Genomic DNA, 16,239 nt, shown 5'->3' with positions numbered 1-16,239 from the left:
CCAAAGCCCTATGAGCAGATGACCTGTCCCGGCCAGCGGGTCCAGGTGGATGTGAAAGTAGTTCCCCGCTCCTGTATCGCTGATCCGGAGCTGCGGCTTTTCCAATATACTGCCATTGACGAATTTACCCGCCTGCGCTTCCTGGCCGCCTACCCGGAACAGTCCACCTATTCCTCCGCTGATTTCCTGAAAAAGCTGGTGAAGTGGTATGCCAGAAAGGGCATTCGGGTGGAATGTGTCCAGACGGACAATGGCTTTGAGTTTACCAACCGGTTTTCTAACAGCAGGAAAGACTTGCCCACTCTATTTGAGCGTACCGCCGCTGAGCTGGGGATCCGGCACAAACTGATCCGCCCCTATACGCCCCGGCATAACGGCAAAGTGGAGCGCAGCCACCGGGAAGACCAGAAACGCTTCTATTCCTGTCATTCCTTCTTCTCCCTGGAGGACTTTGCAAAGCAGCTTGCTGTTCCCAACCACCGCTCTAACAACTTCCCCATGAGGCCTCTCCGTTGGCTTTCTCCTCTTGACTTTGCTGTCCAATATGTTTGACAATCCTACAATTTCCGCGGGAAATCCAGAAACGTGAGATATAGTCTTAACTTGTAAAATAGCTTTGCTATTTTTCAAGCGGGCTTTGCCCGCTGTGCGCAAAGCCCACGGTTATTGTCTATGAAATCCAAATCAAGGCCTCGAAGCGGCCTGTCGCAGAACACACGCGCTGCGACACTTGAAAAATGGTTTTGCCGCTTTTCAAGTTATTTGATTATAGTTTCCCGCATCTTGGGACACCCTATCTTCAGTGCGTAAGGAAAATCCATGATCCGAGGTGTCCCATATGAACAAAAAACGCGTCGGCCGGCAGACAGTTGCCCTGGCCCATCCCCCTTCCGTACTCTCCTTCTCCAACTTCGGCAGCAAATTCGAGGGCCAAGGCCCTCTGGCGGACTATTTTGATGAACTGCATGAGGACTCCTTTTTCGGTGAAAAGACCTGGGAGAAGGCGGAATCCGCCATGCAGAAAAAGGTCCTTCAGCGGGCGCTGGACCGAGCGAAGCTGTCCCCCGGCGACCTGGACTATATTTTCGCCGGAGACCTGCTGAACCAGTGCATCGGCTCTTCCTTCGGTCTGCGGGACTTCGGCATCCCCTTCTACGGATTGTACGGCGCCTGCTCCACCATGGGGGAATCCCTGTCTCTGGCTGCCCTCATCATCGACGGCGGATACGCCGACAAGGCCGCCGCTATCACCAGTTCCCACTTCTGCACCGCCGAGCGGCAGTACCGGATGCCGGTTCCCTACGGCAGTCAGCGGACCCCCACCGCCCAGTGGACCGCCACCGCCTGCGGCTGCACCATCCTGGCCGCCGACGGCCCCGGCCCCTATATCACCCACGTCACCTGCGGCAAGATCGTGGACAAGGGCATCAATGACTCCAACAACATGGGCGCCGCCATGGCCCCTGCCGCCTATGACACTCTGTCCGCTTTCTTCCAGGATACCCAAATGAAGCCGGATGACTTCGACCTGATCATCACCGGCGACCTGGGGGAGCTGGGACACGCCATCGTCCGGGACTTCTTCGCCCGGGACGGTGTGGACCTGGGGGAGACCTTTCAGGACTGCGGCCTGCTGCTCTACGACCGGCAGAAGCAGGACATGCACGCCGGCGCCTCCGGCTGCGGCTGCGCCGCCTCGGTACTGAACGGCTACCTGCTGACAGAGATGCGCCGGGGCAGATGGAAGCGCATCCTCTTCGCCCCCACCGGGGCGCTGCTATCCCCTACCTCCAGCTTTCAGGGCGAATCCATCCCCGGCATCTGCCACGCCGTCTGCATCTCTGCCAGCAGGGAATGTGCGTCCCAGGAAAACAAGTGAACGCCGTATAAAAATGCACAAAGCAGCTTCCCCGCCGCCCGCCGCTTTTAGAAAAGTTCCCGAAATCCGCCAAAACCGGTCCTGTCAGCATTAAAACCGTTGACAGGGCCGGTTTTTCCCTCGTATAATCTGTAAAAGAGAGAGCAAAGGCGCCCCCTCTGGGGTTGTCTTTGCTCATTTTATTATGATATTGTCGTTCACTTTAAAGCGTTAAATTCCAATGGTTCGAAAGGAGACCGTGCCATGGGCAGATATACCAAGGAGGATATCATCCGCCGGGTCGCGGAGGAGGATATCCAGTTCATCCGGATGCAGTTCACCGACATTTTTGGACAGCTGAAAAACGTGGCCATCACCGCCTCCCAGATCCGGCGGGCGGTGAACAACGAGATCATGCTGGACGGCAGCTCCATCGAGGGCTTCGTCCGTATTGAGGAATCCGACCAGTATCTCTGGCCGGACCTGGACACCTTTGCGGTGCTGCCCTGGCGGCCCCAATACGGCAAGGTGGCCCGGCTGATCTGCGAGGTCCACGACCCCGACGGCGCGCCTTTCGTGGGAGATCCCCGCGGCGTTTTGAAGCGGGAACTGCTGCGGGCGGAGCGCATGGGCTACACTTTCAACGTGGGCCCGGAGCTGGAGTTTTTCCTGTTCCAGACCGACGAGAACGGCCGCCCCACGACGCAGACCAGCGATGAGGCCAGCTATTTCGACCTGGGACCTCTGGACCACGGTGAGAGCACCCGCCGGGAAATCTGCCTGGCGCTGGAGGAGATGGGCTTTGAGATCGAGTCCAGCCACCATGAGCTGGCGGTCGGACAGCATGAGATCGACCTGAAGTACACCGACGCCCTCCAGGCCGCCGATCACATCATGACCTTCAAGCTGGCGGTAAAGACCCTGGCCCAGAAAAACGGCCTCCACGCCACCTTCATGCCCAAGCCCGTCTGCGGCGCCGCCGGCAGCGGGATGCACATCAACATGTCCCTGTTCCAAAACGGCCGAAACGTCTTTTATGACGAAGCCGCCCCCAGTCAGCTCTCTCCCCTGGCCCACCAGTTCATTGCGGGCCTGCTGGCCCATGTGCAGGGCTTTTGCGCTCTGACCAATCCCCTGGTGAACTCCTACAAGCGGCTGGTCCCCGGCTATGAGGCCCCCTGCTACCTGGCCTGGTCCTCCTCCAACCGCTCCGCCCTGATCCGCATCCCGGCCCCCCGGGGCCAGGGGACTCGGGTGGAGCTGCGAAGCCCGGACCCCGCCTGCAATCCCTATCTGGCGTTCGCCGCCTGTCTTGCCGCCGGCCTGGACGGCATGGAACGGGGCCTGACCCCGCCGCCGGAGGTCCCGGAAAACCTCAATGCCATGACGGACGAGGCCAGAGCCGCCCACGGCATCCAGCGCCTGCCCGACAGTCTTGGCTCCGCCATCGCCGCGCTGACGGCAGACCAACTGGTTCTGGACGCATTGGGAAGTCACATCTCCGCCCAGTATATCGCTGGAAAACAGCGGGAGTGGGAGGAGTACCGCAATCAGGTCTCCCAGTGGGAGCTGGACAAGTACCTGGTGACCTTCTGACGCTCAGCCCCACCCCGCGACCCCTTAACGAAAGGAGATGCAGCTCATGGACAGGATCGTGGTCGCCTTTGCCAATGAAGAGGCCCAGCGCCGCATCCTGTGCCTGCTGGCCGACCGCGGCTATGCCCCTGCCGCCTGCTGCGCCGCCGGGGCGGAGGTCCTTCGGGCCGTCCGCAAGCTGGGCAGCGCCATCGTGGTGTGCGGCTTCAAGCTACGGGACATGACGGCCAGCGACCTGGCCGCCGACCTGCTTGGCTCCGCTGTGCTGCTGGTGGTGGCCTCCCCGGTGCATCTGGACTTCTGCCAGGGCGAGAACCTTCACAAGCTGCCCTCCCCCATCCACCGGTCCGACTTTTTCGCGACCCTGGACCTGCTGCGCCAGTTTGAGGAGCAGAAGCTCCGCCGCCCCCCGCCCAAACGCCGGGAGGAGGACCAGCATCTGATCCAGAAGGCCAAGGAGCTGCTGATGGACCTCAACCGCATGACGGAAGCCGAGGCCCACCGCTTCCTGCAAAAGCGCAGCATGGACGCAGGGCTGAAGATGACGGAGACGGCGCAGATCATCATCGACTCGTACCGGTAAACGAATGGATAATGAATGATTGAAAATGAACAATAGACGCCGCTCATTCCTTCTCTAATTTTTAATTCCTAATTGAAACGGAGTGTTTCCTATGCTGGGACCCAATCCCAAAACCTCATCATTATACGACCCCCGCTTTGAGCACGATGCCTGCGGCATCGGCGCGGTGGTAGACCTGAAGGGCATCCGCTCCTATCAGACGGTGGACAGTGCCCTGAGGATTGTGGAAAAGCTGGAGCACCGGGCCGGCAAGGACGCCGCCGGCGAAACCGGCGACGGCGTGGGCCTGATGCTGCAGGTCCCCCACAAGCTGATGGTCCGGGCCGCCGAGGCCGAGGGCATCGCCCTGGGCGAGGCCCGGGACTACGGCGTAGGCATGTTCTTTTTCCCCAACGACAACCTGAAGCGCGCCCAGGCCAAAAAAATGATGGAGATCATTGTGGCTAAAGAGGGCTTGGAGTTTCTGGGATGGAGGGACGTGCCGACCCATCCAGAGGTGCTGGGCCAGAAGGCCCGGTCCTGTATGCCCACTATCTGCCAGTGCTTTGTCCGCCGTCCGGCGGACTGCGCCCAGGGCCTGGACTTCGACCGGAAGCTGTATGTGGCCCGCCGGGTGTTCGAGCAGTCCAACATCAACACCTACATCTCCTCCTTCTCCAGCCGCACCATCGTCTACAAGGGCATGTTCCTGGTGGGCCAGCTGCGCAAGTTCTACGCCGACCTGACGGATCCTGACTGCGAGAGCGCCATCGCCCTGGTCCACTCCCGCTTCTCCACCAATACCAATCCCAGCTGGGAGCGTGCCCACCCCAACCGCTATATCATGCACAACGGCGAGATCAACACCATCCGGGGCAACGTGGACCGCATGCTGGCCCGGGAGGAGACCATGTCCTCCCCTGTGATGGACGAGGACATGGACAAGATCTTGCCGGTAGTGGATCAGAGTGGGTCCGACAGCTCCATGCTGGACAACACCCTGGAATTCCTGCTGATGAACGGCATCGATCTGCCCCAGGCAGTGATGATGTGCATCCCGGAGCCGTGGGCCAACGACAAAAAGATGGACCGGGCCAAACGGGACTTCTATCACTACTACGCCACCATGATGGAGCCATGGGACGGCCCCGCCGCCATCGTGTTCTCCGACGGCGACACCGTGGGCGCGGTGCTGGACCGCAACGGCCTGCGGCCCTGCCGATGGTATCTCACCAGCGACGAGAAGCTGATTCTGTCCTCCGAGGTGGGCGTGCTGGACCTGCCGCCGGAGACCATCGTCAAAAAGTCCCGTCTTCAGCCCGGCAAGATGCTGCTGGCGGACCTCCGAGAGGGACGGCTGGTGGACGACGCCGAGATCAAACGCCGCTACGCCCGCCAGCAGCCCTACGGCGAATGGCTGGACCAGCACCTGGTCTATCTGCGGGATCTGAGCATCCCCAACCGCCGGGTCGAGACCCACTCCCAGGAGCTGCGGGACCGGCTGTACAAAGCCTTCGGCTACACCTATGAGGAGGTCAAGGACTCCATTCTCCCCATGGCCCGGGACGGCGCCGAGCCTACCAGCGCCATGGGCGTGGACACCCCGCTGGCAGTACTCAGCGAGCATCATCAGCCCCTGTTCAACTATTTCAAGCAGCTCTTCGCTCAGGTGACCAATCCCCCTATGGACGCCATCCGGGAGGAGATCGTCACCGACACCACGGTGTATGTGGGCACCGGCGGCAACCTGCTGCAGGAAAAGGCGGAGAACTGCACGACCCTTCAGATCCACAATCCCATCCTCACCAATCTGGATCTGATGAAGATCCGCTACATGGACCGCCCCGGCTTCCGGGTCGAGACCATCTCCCTGCTGTATTACAAAGGCTCTCCCCTGGAAAACGCCCTGGACCAGCTGTTCGTCAATGTGGACCGGGCCTACAAGCACGGAGCCAACATCCTCATTCTTTCCGACCGAGGCGTGGACGAGAACCATGTGGCTATCCCCTCCCTGCTGGCAGTCAGCGCTCTGGAGCAGTATCTGGTACGCACCAAAAAGCGTACCGCTGTGTCCATGATCCTGGAGAGCGCCGAACCCCGGGACGTCCACCACTTCGCGACCCTGCTGGGCTACGGTGCCCAGGCCATCAATCCGTATCTCGCCCAGGAATGTGTGGAGGAACTGGTGACGCTGGGCCTGCTGGACAAAGACCCCGGCACTGCTGTCAACGACTACAACAGCGCTATTCTCCATGGCATCGTGAAGATCGCCTCCAAAATGGGCATCTCCACCATCCAGTCCTACCAGTCTGCCCAGATCTTCGAGTGCGTGGGCATCAACCAGGCGGTAATAGACAAGTATTTTACCAACACTGTCTCCCGGGTCGAGGGCATCGGCCTGGAAGAGATCGGCGAGGGCGTGGAATGGAACCACAACCAGGCCTTTGACCCCCTGGGCCTGGGCTTTGACTCCACTCTGGATTCCATGGGCGCCCAAAAGCTGCGTTCCGGCCCTGACAAAGAGGACCACATGTACAATCCCCGCACCATTCTGCTGCTGCAGAAGGCCGCCCGGGAGGGCAGCTATGAGACCTTCAAGGAGTACACCGCCCTGGTGGACTTTGCCGACAAGCCCCACACCCTGCGGGGCCTGCTGGGCTTCCAGTTCGATGAGAACGGCGGCATCCCCATTGATGAAGTAGAGCCGGTGGAATCCATCGTCAAACGCTTCAAGACCGGTGCCATGAGCTATGGCTCCATCTCCCAGGAGGCCCACGAGTGCATGGCCGTCGCCATGAACCGCATTGGCGGCAAGTCCAACTCCGGCGAGGGCGGCGAGGCCGCGGAGCGCCTTCACGACGAGCGGTGCTCTGCCATCAAGCAGATCGCCTCCGGCCGCTTCGGCGTCACCAGCGAGTACCTGTGCAGCGCCAAGGAGATCCAGATCAAGATGGCTCAGGGCGCCAAGCCCGGCGAGGGCGGCCACCTGCCCGGCAAAAAGGTCTATCCCTGGATCGCCAAGACCCGGTACTCGACCCCCGGTGTCAGCCTGATCTCTCCTCCGCCCCACCACGACATCTACTCCATCGAGGACTTGGCCCAACTCATCTACGATATGAAAAACGCCAACCGGAACGCCCGCATCAGCGTGAAGCTGGTCAGCGAGGCGGGCGTTGGCACCATTGCCGCGGGCGTGGCCAAGGCCGGCGCACAAGTAGTGCTGATCTCCGGCTACGACGGCGGCACCGGCGCCGCCCCCAAGAACTCCATCCAGGGCGCGGGCCTGCCCTGGGAGCTGGGCGTGGCGGAGACCCACCAGACCCTCATTCAGAACGGTCTGCGGACCCAGGTGGTCATTGAGGCCGACGGCAAGCTGATGACCGGCCGGGACGTGGCCATCGCCTGCATGCTGGGTGCCGAGGAATTCGGCTTCGCCACCGCGCCCCTGGTGACCCTGGGCTGCTGCATGATGCGGGCCTGTAATCTGGACACCTGCCCCGCGGGCATTGCGACCCAGAATCCCCAGCTCCGCAAGCGCTTTGCCGGGAAACCGGAATACATCATCAACTTCATGTATTTCGTGGCCCAGGAGCTGCGGGAGTACATGGCGAAATTGGGCATCCGCACTGTGGATGAGCTGGTGGGCCGCAGCGACCTGCTGCGGGTCCGGGAAAGGCTGGTGACCCACCGGGCGGAGACCCTGGATCTGAGCCACCTGCTCCACAATCCATATGGCAGCCATGTCCCCCACTTCGATCCCAAGGCAGTCTATGACTTTCACCTGGAAAGGACCGTGGATGTGAGCGTCCTGCTGGAAAAGCTGGGCAAGAGCCTGAAGGGCAAAAGGTCCGGAAAGCTGGACCTGCGGGTCACCTCCACGGACCGGACCTTTGGGACCCTGTTCGGCTCCGAGATAACCCGGACCTGCGGCAATTCCCTGCCGGACGACAGCTATATCATCACCTGTCATGGCGGCGGCGGACAGTCCTTCGGCGCGTTCATCCCCAAGGGCCTGACCCTGGCCCTGGAGGGCGACTGCAATGACGGCCTGGGCAAGGGTCTCTCCGGCGGCAAGCTCATCGTCTATCCTCCCAAGGGCAGCGCCTTCGACCCCGGCGAGAACATCATCGTGGGCAACGTGGCCCTGTACGGCGCCACCAGCGGCCGGGCCTTCATCAACGGAATGGCCGGCGAGCGGTTCTGCGTCCGCAACTCCGGCGCGGTGGCCGTGGTGGAGGGCGTGGGCGACCACGGCTGCGAGTATATGACCGGCGGCCGCTGCGTCATCCTGGGACCCACCGGCAAGAATTTCGCGGCGGGCATGTCCGGCGGCATCGCCTATGTGCTGGATGAAAACCACGACCTGTACATGCGGCTCAACAAGGAGCAGGTGCTGACCGACACCCTGACGGAATCCCACGACATCCAGGAGCTGAAGGCCCTGATCGAAGAGCACGTGGCCGCCACCGGCTCCCCCCGGGGCAGGCAGATCCTGGCGGCGTTCCACTCCTACATCCCCTGCTTCAAGAAGGTCATGCCCAAGGACTATGACCGGATGCTGCGCTCCATCGCCCAGTACGAGGAAAAGGGCATGAGCCGGGAGCAGGCGGAGATCGAGGCGTTTTACGCCAACACCAGGGCTTGAGAAAGGAGGCCGGATACTATGGGAAAGACAACGGGTTTTTTGGAATACACCCGCAAAAGCGACGCCTCCCGGCCCCCGGAGGAACGGGTCCGGGACTGGAATGAATTTCACATCCCCCTGCCCGACACTGCCCGGGAACAGCAGGGCGGCCGCTGCATGAACTGCGGCGTGCCCTACTGCCAGACCGGTATGGTGTGGGAGGGACAGACCTTCGGCTGTCCCCTGCACAATCTGATCCCCGAGTGGAACGACATGATCTTCGCAGGCAACCGGCTCCACGCCCTGAGCCGTCTGCTGAAAACCAACAACTTCCCGGAGTTCACCGGTCGGGTATGCCCCGCCCCCTGTGAACACGCCTGCATCTGCGGCATCTACGGCAGCCCCGTCACTGTCCGGGACAATGAGCTGTGCGTCATTGAGGATGCCTTCGCCTCCAAAGCCATCAAGCGCCGCCGTCCGCCCCAGTGGTCGGGCAAAAAGGTCTGTGTGGTGGGCTCCGGCCCTGCGGGCCTGGCAGTGGCCGATCAGCTCAATCACCGGGGCCACTCCGTCACGGTGGTGGAACGGGAGGAACATCCCGGCGGCCTGCTGACCTATGGCATCCCCAATATGAAGCTGCCCAAAGACGTGGTGCGGCGCCGCATCGACCTGATGACCGACGAGGGCGTCAGCTTCGTCTGCGGCGTGGATGCCGCCGTCCCCAAGACCGCCCGGCGATTGCTGTCGGAATATGACGCGGTGGTCCTCTGCTGCGGCGCGGGCAAGCCCCGTCCCCTGGGTCTGGACACCGCCGGGGTCTCCGGCGTGTACTACGGCACCGAATACCTGAAGGCCGCCGTGGAGCGGCACATCTTCCGTAAAACGGATGCCGCCTGCCCCGCCGCCGGGGGGCGGGATGTGGTCATCATCGGCACCGGCGACACCGCCAGCGACTGCGTGGCCACTGCCCTGCGGGAAGGAGCCGCCTCCGTGGCCCAGCTGGTCCGCCGCCCAGAGAGCGACTATTTGAAGGATGGAGCGCTCCCCCTGGACTATGCCCATGAGGAGGCCCTGGCCGTCACCGGCCGCGACCCCCGCCGGTTCGGCGTCCAGGTCCAGTCCCTGGTAACGGATGAGAGCGGCGCTCTTACCGGCGTCACCACCACGGCGGGCGAGACCCTGCCCTGTTCCCTGCTGATCGCCGCCACCGGCTTTGCCGGCTGCGAAAACGATGTCTGCGCCGCCTTCGGCGTGGCGGCGGACCGCACTGTCCGCACGGCGGAAGGAGGCTTCGCCACCAACGTGGAAAAGGTCTTTGCCGCCGGCGACATGCGCCGGGGCCAGTCCCTGGTGGTGTGGGCCATTGCTGAGGGCCGCGCCGCCGCCGCAGAGGTAGACGAATACCTGATCGGCTACACCAACCTGGTGCGGACAATGTGAGGGCATAGTTAATCTATATAAATACCAGAGAACTTTTTTGACAAATCCGTGAATTTCTTGGCAAATCCGCCCATTGACGACGTATGACCTCCCGTGGTAAAGTCATACCATCGCAAGGCAAGGGCGCCTGAGAGAGCAGATCTCTCCGGCGCCCTTGCCTTTTTGTTTTAGAGGAGGGAATCTTATGTATTCAGCTGTCAATACCATTTGGGTCCTGTTGGGTGCAGCCCTGGTCTTTTTGATGCAGGCAGGCTTCGCCATGTGCGAGGCGGGCTTCACCCGGGCCAAGAACACCGGTAACATCCTGATGAAGAACCTGATGGACTTCTGCATCGGGACCCCCACCTACTGGGTCCTGGGCTTCGGCATCATGTTCGCCGGGTCCGGCGCGATCATTGGCGGCCTTGACCCCTTTGTCCGGGGCGACTACGCCGCCGTTCTGCCGGAGGGCGTGCCCTTAATGGCCTACCTGATCTTCCAAACGGTGTTCTGCGCCACTGCCGCCACTATCGTCTCCGGCTCCATGGCGGAGCGCACCAAGTTCATCTCCTACTGCATCTACTCCTTCTGCATCTCCGCCTTTATCTACCCCATCTCCGGCCACTGGATCTGGGGCGGCGGCTGGCTGAGCCAGATGGGCTTCCACGATTTCGCCGGCTCCACGGCGGTCCATATGGTGGGCGGCGTGTGCGCCTGCATCGGCGCGGCCATTCTGGGTCCCCGCATCGGCAAGTATGACAAGGACGGCAAGCCCCGGGCCATCCTGGGCCACAACCTGTCTCTGGGCGCTTTGGGCGTGTTCATCCTGTGGTTCTGCTGGTTCGGCTTCAACGGCTGCTCCACTGTGGGCATGACCGGGGACGACACCATCGCCAGCGCCGGACTGATTTTCGTCACCACCAACATGGCTCCCGCCGTGGCCTGCTGCGTCACCATGATCTATACCTGGCTGCGCTATAAGAAGCCCGATGTGGGCATGACGCTCAACGCCGCTCTGGCAGGTCTGGTTGCCATCACCGCCGGATGTGATGTAGTGTCCCCCGCCGGCGCCGCCGTCATCGGCGTGGCGGCGGGCCTGGTGCTCCCCATCTCCGTCAACTTCTTCGATTCCGTGCTGAAGATCGACGACCCGGTGGGCGCGGTCTCCGTCCACGGCGTCTGCGGCGCTCTGGGCACCCTTCTCACCGGCCTGCTCTCCACCACCGACGGCCTGTTCTACGGCCATGGTGCCCACTTCTTCCTGATCCAGTGCGTGGGCGTACTGGCCACTGCCGCCTGGGCCGCCGTCACGATCACCATCGTGTTCCAGTTCATCAAGCACACCATCGGCCTGCGGGTCAGTGCCGAGGAGGAGCTGAAGGGCCTGGACATCACCGAGCACGGCCTGCCCTCCGCCTACGGCGGCTTCGCCTTTACCTATGATGATACCCCCGACGGCCTGGAGGTCCTCTCCGGCGGCGTTCCCGTCCAGGAATCCGTCCCTGTGGAGGTGGCGCCCTCTGCGGCGGATCCCGCATCTGTGGGCGGCGTAAAAATGACCAAAGTGGATATTCTCTGCAAGATGGAGCGGTTCGATGCACTGAAGCGGGCCATGTTCGACATCGGCATCACTGGCATGACCGCCATCAATGTCATGGGCTGCGGCGAGCAGCGGGGCAAGACCGAGGGTTACTTCCGGGGTGCCAGGGTGGAGGCTACCATGCTGCCCAGCATCCAGGTCTCCATCGTGGTCAGCAAGGTCCCTGTCTCCCAAGTGGTGGACACCGCTCGGAAGGTACTGTACACCGGCAGCATCGGCGATGGCAAGATCTTCGTCTACAACGTAGAGAACGTCATCAAGGTCCGCACCGGCGAACAGGGCTACGACGCCCTCCAGGACGCCAACTGACCATGCTTTTTCTCTCTCCCTTCTGGAAGCGGGGCCGCGTAAGCGGCTCCGCTTCCGCATAGTTCCGCCCTCCCGCGGGAACACTGACAGCAGAATCGAAACAGGAGGCATCTCTATGGAATATCTCAATGCGTTCCTCTGCGGCGGCGTTCTCTGTGCCATTGGCCAGATCCTCATCGACCGTACAAAGCTGACCCCCGCCCGCATCCTGACAGGCTATGTGGTGGCGGGCGTGCTGCTCAGCGCACTGGGACTGTACCAGCCCATCGCCGACTGGGGCGGTGCCGGGGCCACAGTCCCCCTGACGGGCTTTGGCCATTTGCTGGCCAAAGGCGTGGAAAAAGCCGTGTCGGAGCAGGGCTGGCTGGGCGTCCTCACCGGCGGTTTGACCGCCGCCGCTGGCGGCATTACGGCGGCAGTGGTTTTTGCTGTGCTGATGGCGGTTATTTTCAAACCCGGAAACAAGCGGTAAGGGAGGGCGCATGCCCTCCCTTATTTTGTAACCGATTTGTTGCTTCTTTTTGTCAAATTACCTGTTATACTAGAAATATCAAACGATCCGACAGAAAGGATGACCCACCATGCGCCGAATCCCCGCCCTGCTGCTGACTCTGCTCCTGCTGTCCTCCCTTGCCGCCTGCGGCGGCCATGCGCCCACCGCTCCTGAGAACGATGGTCCCTCTCAGCCGGAATCCCCTGACCAGGCGAAGGTCCCGGAGGAGCCGGAAATGCCGGAACCGGAGCCTTACGTCATTTACGACCCCACGGTGCTGCCGGAGGGCGGCGTCCGGGACGGCGTGACCTACACAGCCTGGGACGGCATTGTGGAGCACCTGTTCTTCCACCCGGTGGTAGCCTATCCAGAGCTGGCCTTTGACGGGGACCGCCAGTCCGACGGCATCGACGACTATATGGTAACGGTGGACGAGTACAACAAGATCCTCCAGAGCGTCTATGACAAAGGCTATATTCTGGTGGACATTGGCGACGTGTGGAGCGAAGTCACCGGCGAGGACGGCCAGCCCAAAATGGTCCGCAACACCCTGTATATCCCGGAGGGCAAAAAACCCCTGATCTTTTCCTATGACGACACCAACTACTATCCTTATATGCTGGAGAACGGCTTCACCTACAAGCTCATTATCGGAGAGGACGGCAAAATCTGGTCCTGGGGCAAGGACCCGGCGGGCAACGAAGTCACCAGCCGGGACCTGGACGCCATCCCCATCCTGGACAAGTTCGTGGAGGAGCATCCGGATTTCTCCCCCTTCGGTGCCAAGGGAAGTTTGAGCCTGACGGGCTACTGCGGCATCCTGGGCTACCGCACCATGACGGAGAAGGAGGACCAGTCCGCCGAGCACGAGGCCAAACGCCAGAAGGAGCGGGAGGCCGTCAAGCCCATCATCGCGGAGCTGAAGCGCACCGGCTGGACCTTCGGCAGCCACACCTGGGGCCACATCAACCTGGCCAAAAAGTCCCTGGAGGTGGTCCAGGCGGACACCCAAAAATGGTTGGATGAGGTGGGCAGCCTGGTGGGACCCACCACCATTTTGTACTACCCTCACGGCGCCCGGCCCGACGGCGATGACGTGCGCCAGACCGGTCCCATCTTCCAGTATCTCCAGAGTCAGGGCTTCCGGGTGTTTGCCTCCGTGGGTATCGAGAGCTACAGCAGCATCAAAAAGGACATCTGCGCCGTGATCTGTGACCGCCTCCACCCCGACGGCACCACCCTCCGGGGCAGCGACAAGGTGCTGAGCTGGTATGAGCAGTTCTACGACGCTCGGGACATCATCGACCTGGACGTCCGCCCCCAGCGGGAGGTCCGCTGGACGCCGAAACATTGAGGAATGAGGGGTTCGGAATGAAAAATTCCCCTTCAGCCGCCTGCGGCGGCAGCTCCCCCTTGAGGAGCTGGAATAAAGTGACCGGCAAAGCCGGTAATTCCTAACTCCTAATCCCTAATTAGTTTAATCCCTAATTGGAAAGAGGTTTTCTTATGACTCTTGACGAACTGAAGGCGTTGGCCGTCTCCATGCTGGACCAGGCCTACTGCCCTTATTCCCACTTTCCCGTGGGAGCGGCACTGGAGTGCGCCGATGGCGCGGTGTTCACCGGCTGTAATGTGGAAAACGCCGCTTACCCCGCCGGCATCTGCGCCGAGCGGAACGCCATCTTCCACGCCGTCAGCGAAGGTCATACTGCTTTCATCCGCATCGTCATCGCCGGACGGGGGGCGGACTTCTGCGTCCCCTGCGGCGTGTGCCGCCAGGTGATGCGGGAATTTGCCCCGGAGCTGGAGATCATCTGCCTCAACGGCGCGGGGGAGTCCCGCACCTTCACCCTGCCGGAGCTGCTGCCCCACAGCTTCGGCCCGGACCACCTCAGCCATGAGGCCAACATGTGAAGAAACGGCGGCACGGCGCTCCACCGCGCCCTGAAGCAAATGGCTGCGTGCGGCGCATCCATCACAGGCCGTCATTTTCAAGGGAGGCACATAACATGAAAAAAGCGGGGCTATCCATTGCGCTGTTCCTCACCGCCTTTGCCGCCGCGTATTGGCACTGCTGCTACGGTATCCCGGGCTGGCGCATCAAGCTGGAGGCCGATCCCATGACATATTTTATCAAGAGCATCAAATACATGGCCCTTGTAAAAAGCCTGATCGCTCTGGCGGTTGGGCTGGCCGCAGGCGCGATCCCTGTCATTATCCGCAAAATTTTCAGACGATAAAAATTCAAAAGCACGGCGCTCTGACCGGAGCGCCGTGCCTTTTTACACCAGCTTTTCAAAATAGAAGAAGGTCTCGTCCTCGCCGTGCTTCCGCATACAGGCGGACAGCATTTTGTAGGACGCCTGATTTTCCTTGAAGCACTTGGCCACGACCCGGCTGAGATGGACCTTGTACAGCGCCCAGTCTGCCACGGCCGCAAAGGCCTCCGTGCCGTAGCCATGGCCGGCGTAAGCGCTGTCGATGCGGCAGCCCAGCTCAGCGCCGCCCCGGCAGTCAAAGCGGTACAGCACCGCCTCGCCGATGAGCTTCCCATCCAGCCGCACGGCAAAATTCACCGCCTGCCGGGCCTCGAAGTCCCGCCGGGCCACGTCGAAGAAGCTCCGCTCCTCCACCGGGCCGCCCAGGCCGCCCACGTCGTCATAGCCCCACCAGCGGTTCCGCTCCCCGTCCAGCACCAGAGCGTTGTAGGCGGGGATGTCCGCCTCGGTGAGGGCGGTCAGGGTCAGCCGCTCCGTTTGCAGCGCCGGAATGGCGTCCACATGCTGCAGCAGCTCATTCTGTGGCTGGAAGCGGTATTTGGGAGCCAGCTTCGCCGGGCCGTACTGCAATTTGGAGGTCCGCAGCCCCCGGTCCGCCGCGTCGTCCTCCCGGTTGATCCACTGGCAGCCGTCGCCGAAGGCGTTGGCAAAGGTCTGGACCAGCGTGGGGTACACGCCGGTGTAGGAGTACAGCGCCTTTTCGATGTGGATGATGAGGGTGTCTCCGCATCTTTCCGCCAGGGACAGGGCAACCAGCCTCTCTCCGTCGAACATGCCGCCGGCCAGGAACCAGGGCTTGTCCACCATCCGCAGCATCCGCTTGGCCAGCCCCAGCTCGTCCCGGGCCTTGGCATTGTCCCCCTTGGGGAACTCCGCCTCATAGTCCTGCCAGAACTGTTGGATGACCGGCTCGTCCGCCGCCGTCAGCCGCCGGAACTCCGCGTCCGGCCACTGGGTCCGGAACTTTTTGATGTGGTTCCGCTGGCCGGAATACCGCCGCCCCGCAAAAAGCTGCAGGTCCTCCCGATAGTACACGTAGTCCCGCCAGGTGCGGATGTTGCTGACCCGGGCGTATGGATAGCGGGCCAGCAGCCGCGGGGCCTTGCACTCCGGCACCACGGAAATCACCGGCGGCACGCCTCTTTCCAGGCAGTAGGCCTCAATGGCGTCCAGAGCGGCGTCCTCGTCGCCCTCCGGTCCCGCCACGGGATAGTCGAACACCGTCTGGCCGTCGATGGTGTTCCGCACCACCAGGCACCCGGCAATCTCCGCCCAGGCGGGGTGCAGGGTATTCCGCCACATCAGCTTGGTGCCGACGGAATACTCACACAGCCCATACTGGCAGGTCTTGTAATACTTTCTCAGCCTGCTGGCATCCTGTTTCGTCACTGGTTTAAATTGACACATAATATCATCCTTTTTCTGGTCGTCTTAGGGAAAACGCCCGATTCTCATACAAATGTCGCCTATTCGCGCACATATGCTTGACTGGCTGGACA

General features: G+C 61.8%; 12 protein-coding genes. 11 read left to right on the top strand and 1 reads right to left on the bottom strand.

Features of this window, described 5'->3' with window-relative positions; translation table 11 throughout:
• From Q0Z69_RS09180 to Q0Z69_RS09130, 11 genes are all read left to right on the top strand, one after another.
• The coding region (locus tag Q0Z69_RS09180; RefSeq protein WP_298032423.1) for a DDE-type integrase/transposase/recombinase at nt 1–552 on the top strand (552 nt) is incomplete at its 5' end.
• A gap of 286 nt (nt 553–838) precedes the next feature.
• On the top strand, nt 839–1,879 hold the full coding sequence (gene spoVAD / locus Q0Z69_RS09175; protein ID WP_298032421.1) for a stage V sporulation protein AD: 1,041 nt from the start codon (nt 839–841) through the stop codon (nt 1,877–1,879).
• 243 nt (nt 1,880–2,122) lie between these two features.
• Nucleotides 2,123–3,454 (top strand): type I glutamate--ammonia ligase, encoded by a 1,332-nt coding sequence (glnA, locus tag Q0Z69_RS09170; RefSeq protein WP_298032418.1) that lies wholly within the window; start codon nt 2,123–2,125, stop codon nt 3,452–3,454.
• Between the two features lie 46 nt (nt 3,455–3,500).
• The gene (locus tag Q0Z69_RS09165) at nt 3,501–4,037 is read left to right on the top strand and encodes an ANTAR domain-containing response regulator (protein ID WP_298032416.1); all 537 of its coding nucleotides are present in this window, start codon (nt 3,501–3,503) and stop codon (nt 4,035–4,037) included.
• A gap of 91 nt (nt 4,038–4,128) precedes the next feature.
• Nucleotides 4,129–8,661 (top strand): glutamate synthase large subunit, encoded by a 4,533-nt coding sequence (gene gltB, locus Q0Z69_RS09160; protein WP_298032413.1) that lies wholly within the window; start codon nt 4,129–4,131, stop codon nt 8,659–8,661.
• Nucleotides 8,662–8,679: 18 nt separating this feature from the next.
• Nucleotides 8,680–10,080, top strand: a complete 1,401-nt coding sequence (locus Q0Z69_RS09155) for a glutamate synthase subunit beta (protein ID WP_298032411.1) — start codon at nt 8,680–8,682, stop codon at nt 10,078–10,080.
• Between the two features lie 184 nt (nt 10,081–10,264).
• On the top strand, nt 10,265–11,968 hold the full coding sequence (locus Q0Z69_RS09150; protein ID WP_298032408.1) for an ammonium transporter: 1,704 nt from the start codon (nt 10,265–10,267) through the stop codon (nt 11,966–11,968).
• Nucleotides 11,969–12,083: 115 nt separating this feature from the next.
• The gene (gene spoVAE / locus Q0Z69_RS09145; protein WP_298032406.1) at nt 12,084–12,440 is read left to right on the top strand and encodes a stage V sporulation protein AE; all 357 of its coding nucleotides are present in this window, start codon (nt 12,084–12,086) and stop codon (nt 12,438–12,440) included.
• Between the two features lie 109 nt (nt 12,441–12,549).
• A complete protein-coding gene (locus tag Q0Z69_RS09140; RefSeq protein ID WP_298032404.1) occupies nt 12,550–13,815 on the top strand; it encodes a polysaccharide deacetylase family protein in 1,266 nt (421 codons plus the stop codon).
• Nucleotides 13,816–13,967: 152 nt separating this feature from the next.
• On the top strand, nt 13,968–14,375 hold the full coding sequence (gene cdd, locus Q0Z69_RS09135) for a cytidine deaminase (protein WP_298032402.1): 408 nt from the start codon (nt 13,968–13,970) through the stop codon (nt 14,373–14,375).
• Nucleotides 14,376–14,470: 95 nt separating this feature from the next.
• Nucleotides 14,471–14,701, top strand: coding sequence for a hypothetical protein (locus tag Q0Z69_RS09130; protein ID WP_298032398.1), 231 nt, complete (start codon nt 14,471–14,473; stop codon nt 14,699–14,701).
• A gap of 42 nt (nt 14,702–14,743) precedes the next feature.
• Here the strand turns inward: Q0Z69_RS09130 and Q0Z69_RS09125 are convergent, their stop codons facing one another.
• Nucleotides 14,744–16,147, bottom strand: coding sequence for a GNAT family N-acetyltransferase (locus Q0Z69_RS09125; RefSeq protein ID WP_298032395.1), 1,404 nt, complete (start codon nt 16,145–16,147; stop codon nt 14,744–14,746).
• Nucleotides 16,148–16,239: the final 92 nt, after the last annotated feature.

The sequence above is a fragment of the uncultured Dysosmobacter sp. genome (genome assembly GCF_947631165.1).
Lineage (GTDB): Bacteria > Bacillota > Clostridia > Oscillospirales > Oscillospiraceae > Oscillibacter.
Note: the sequence above shows the minus strand (reverse complement) of the source record. Positions and strands in the feature narration are given on the sequence as shown.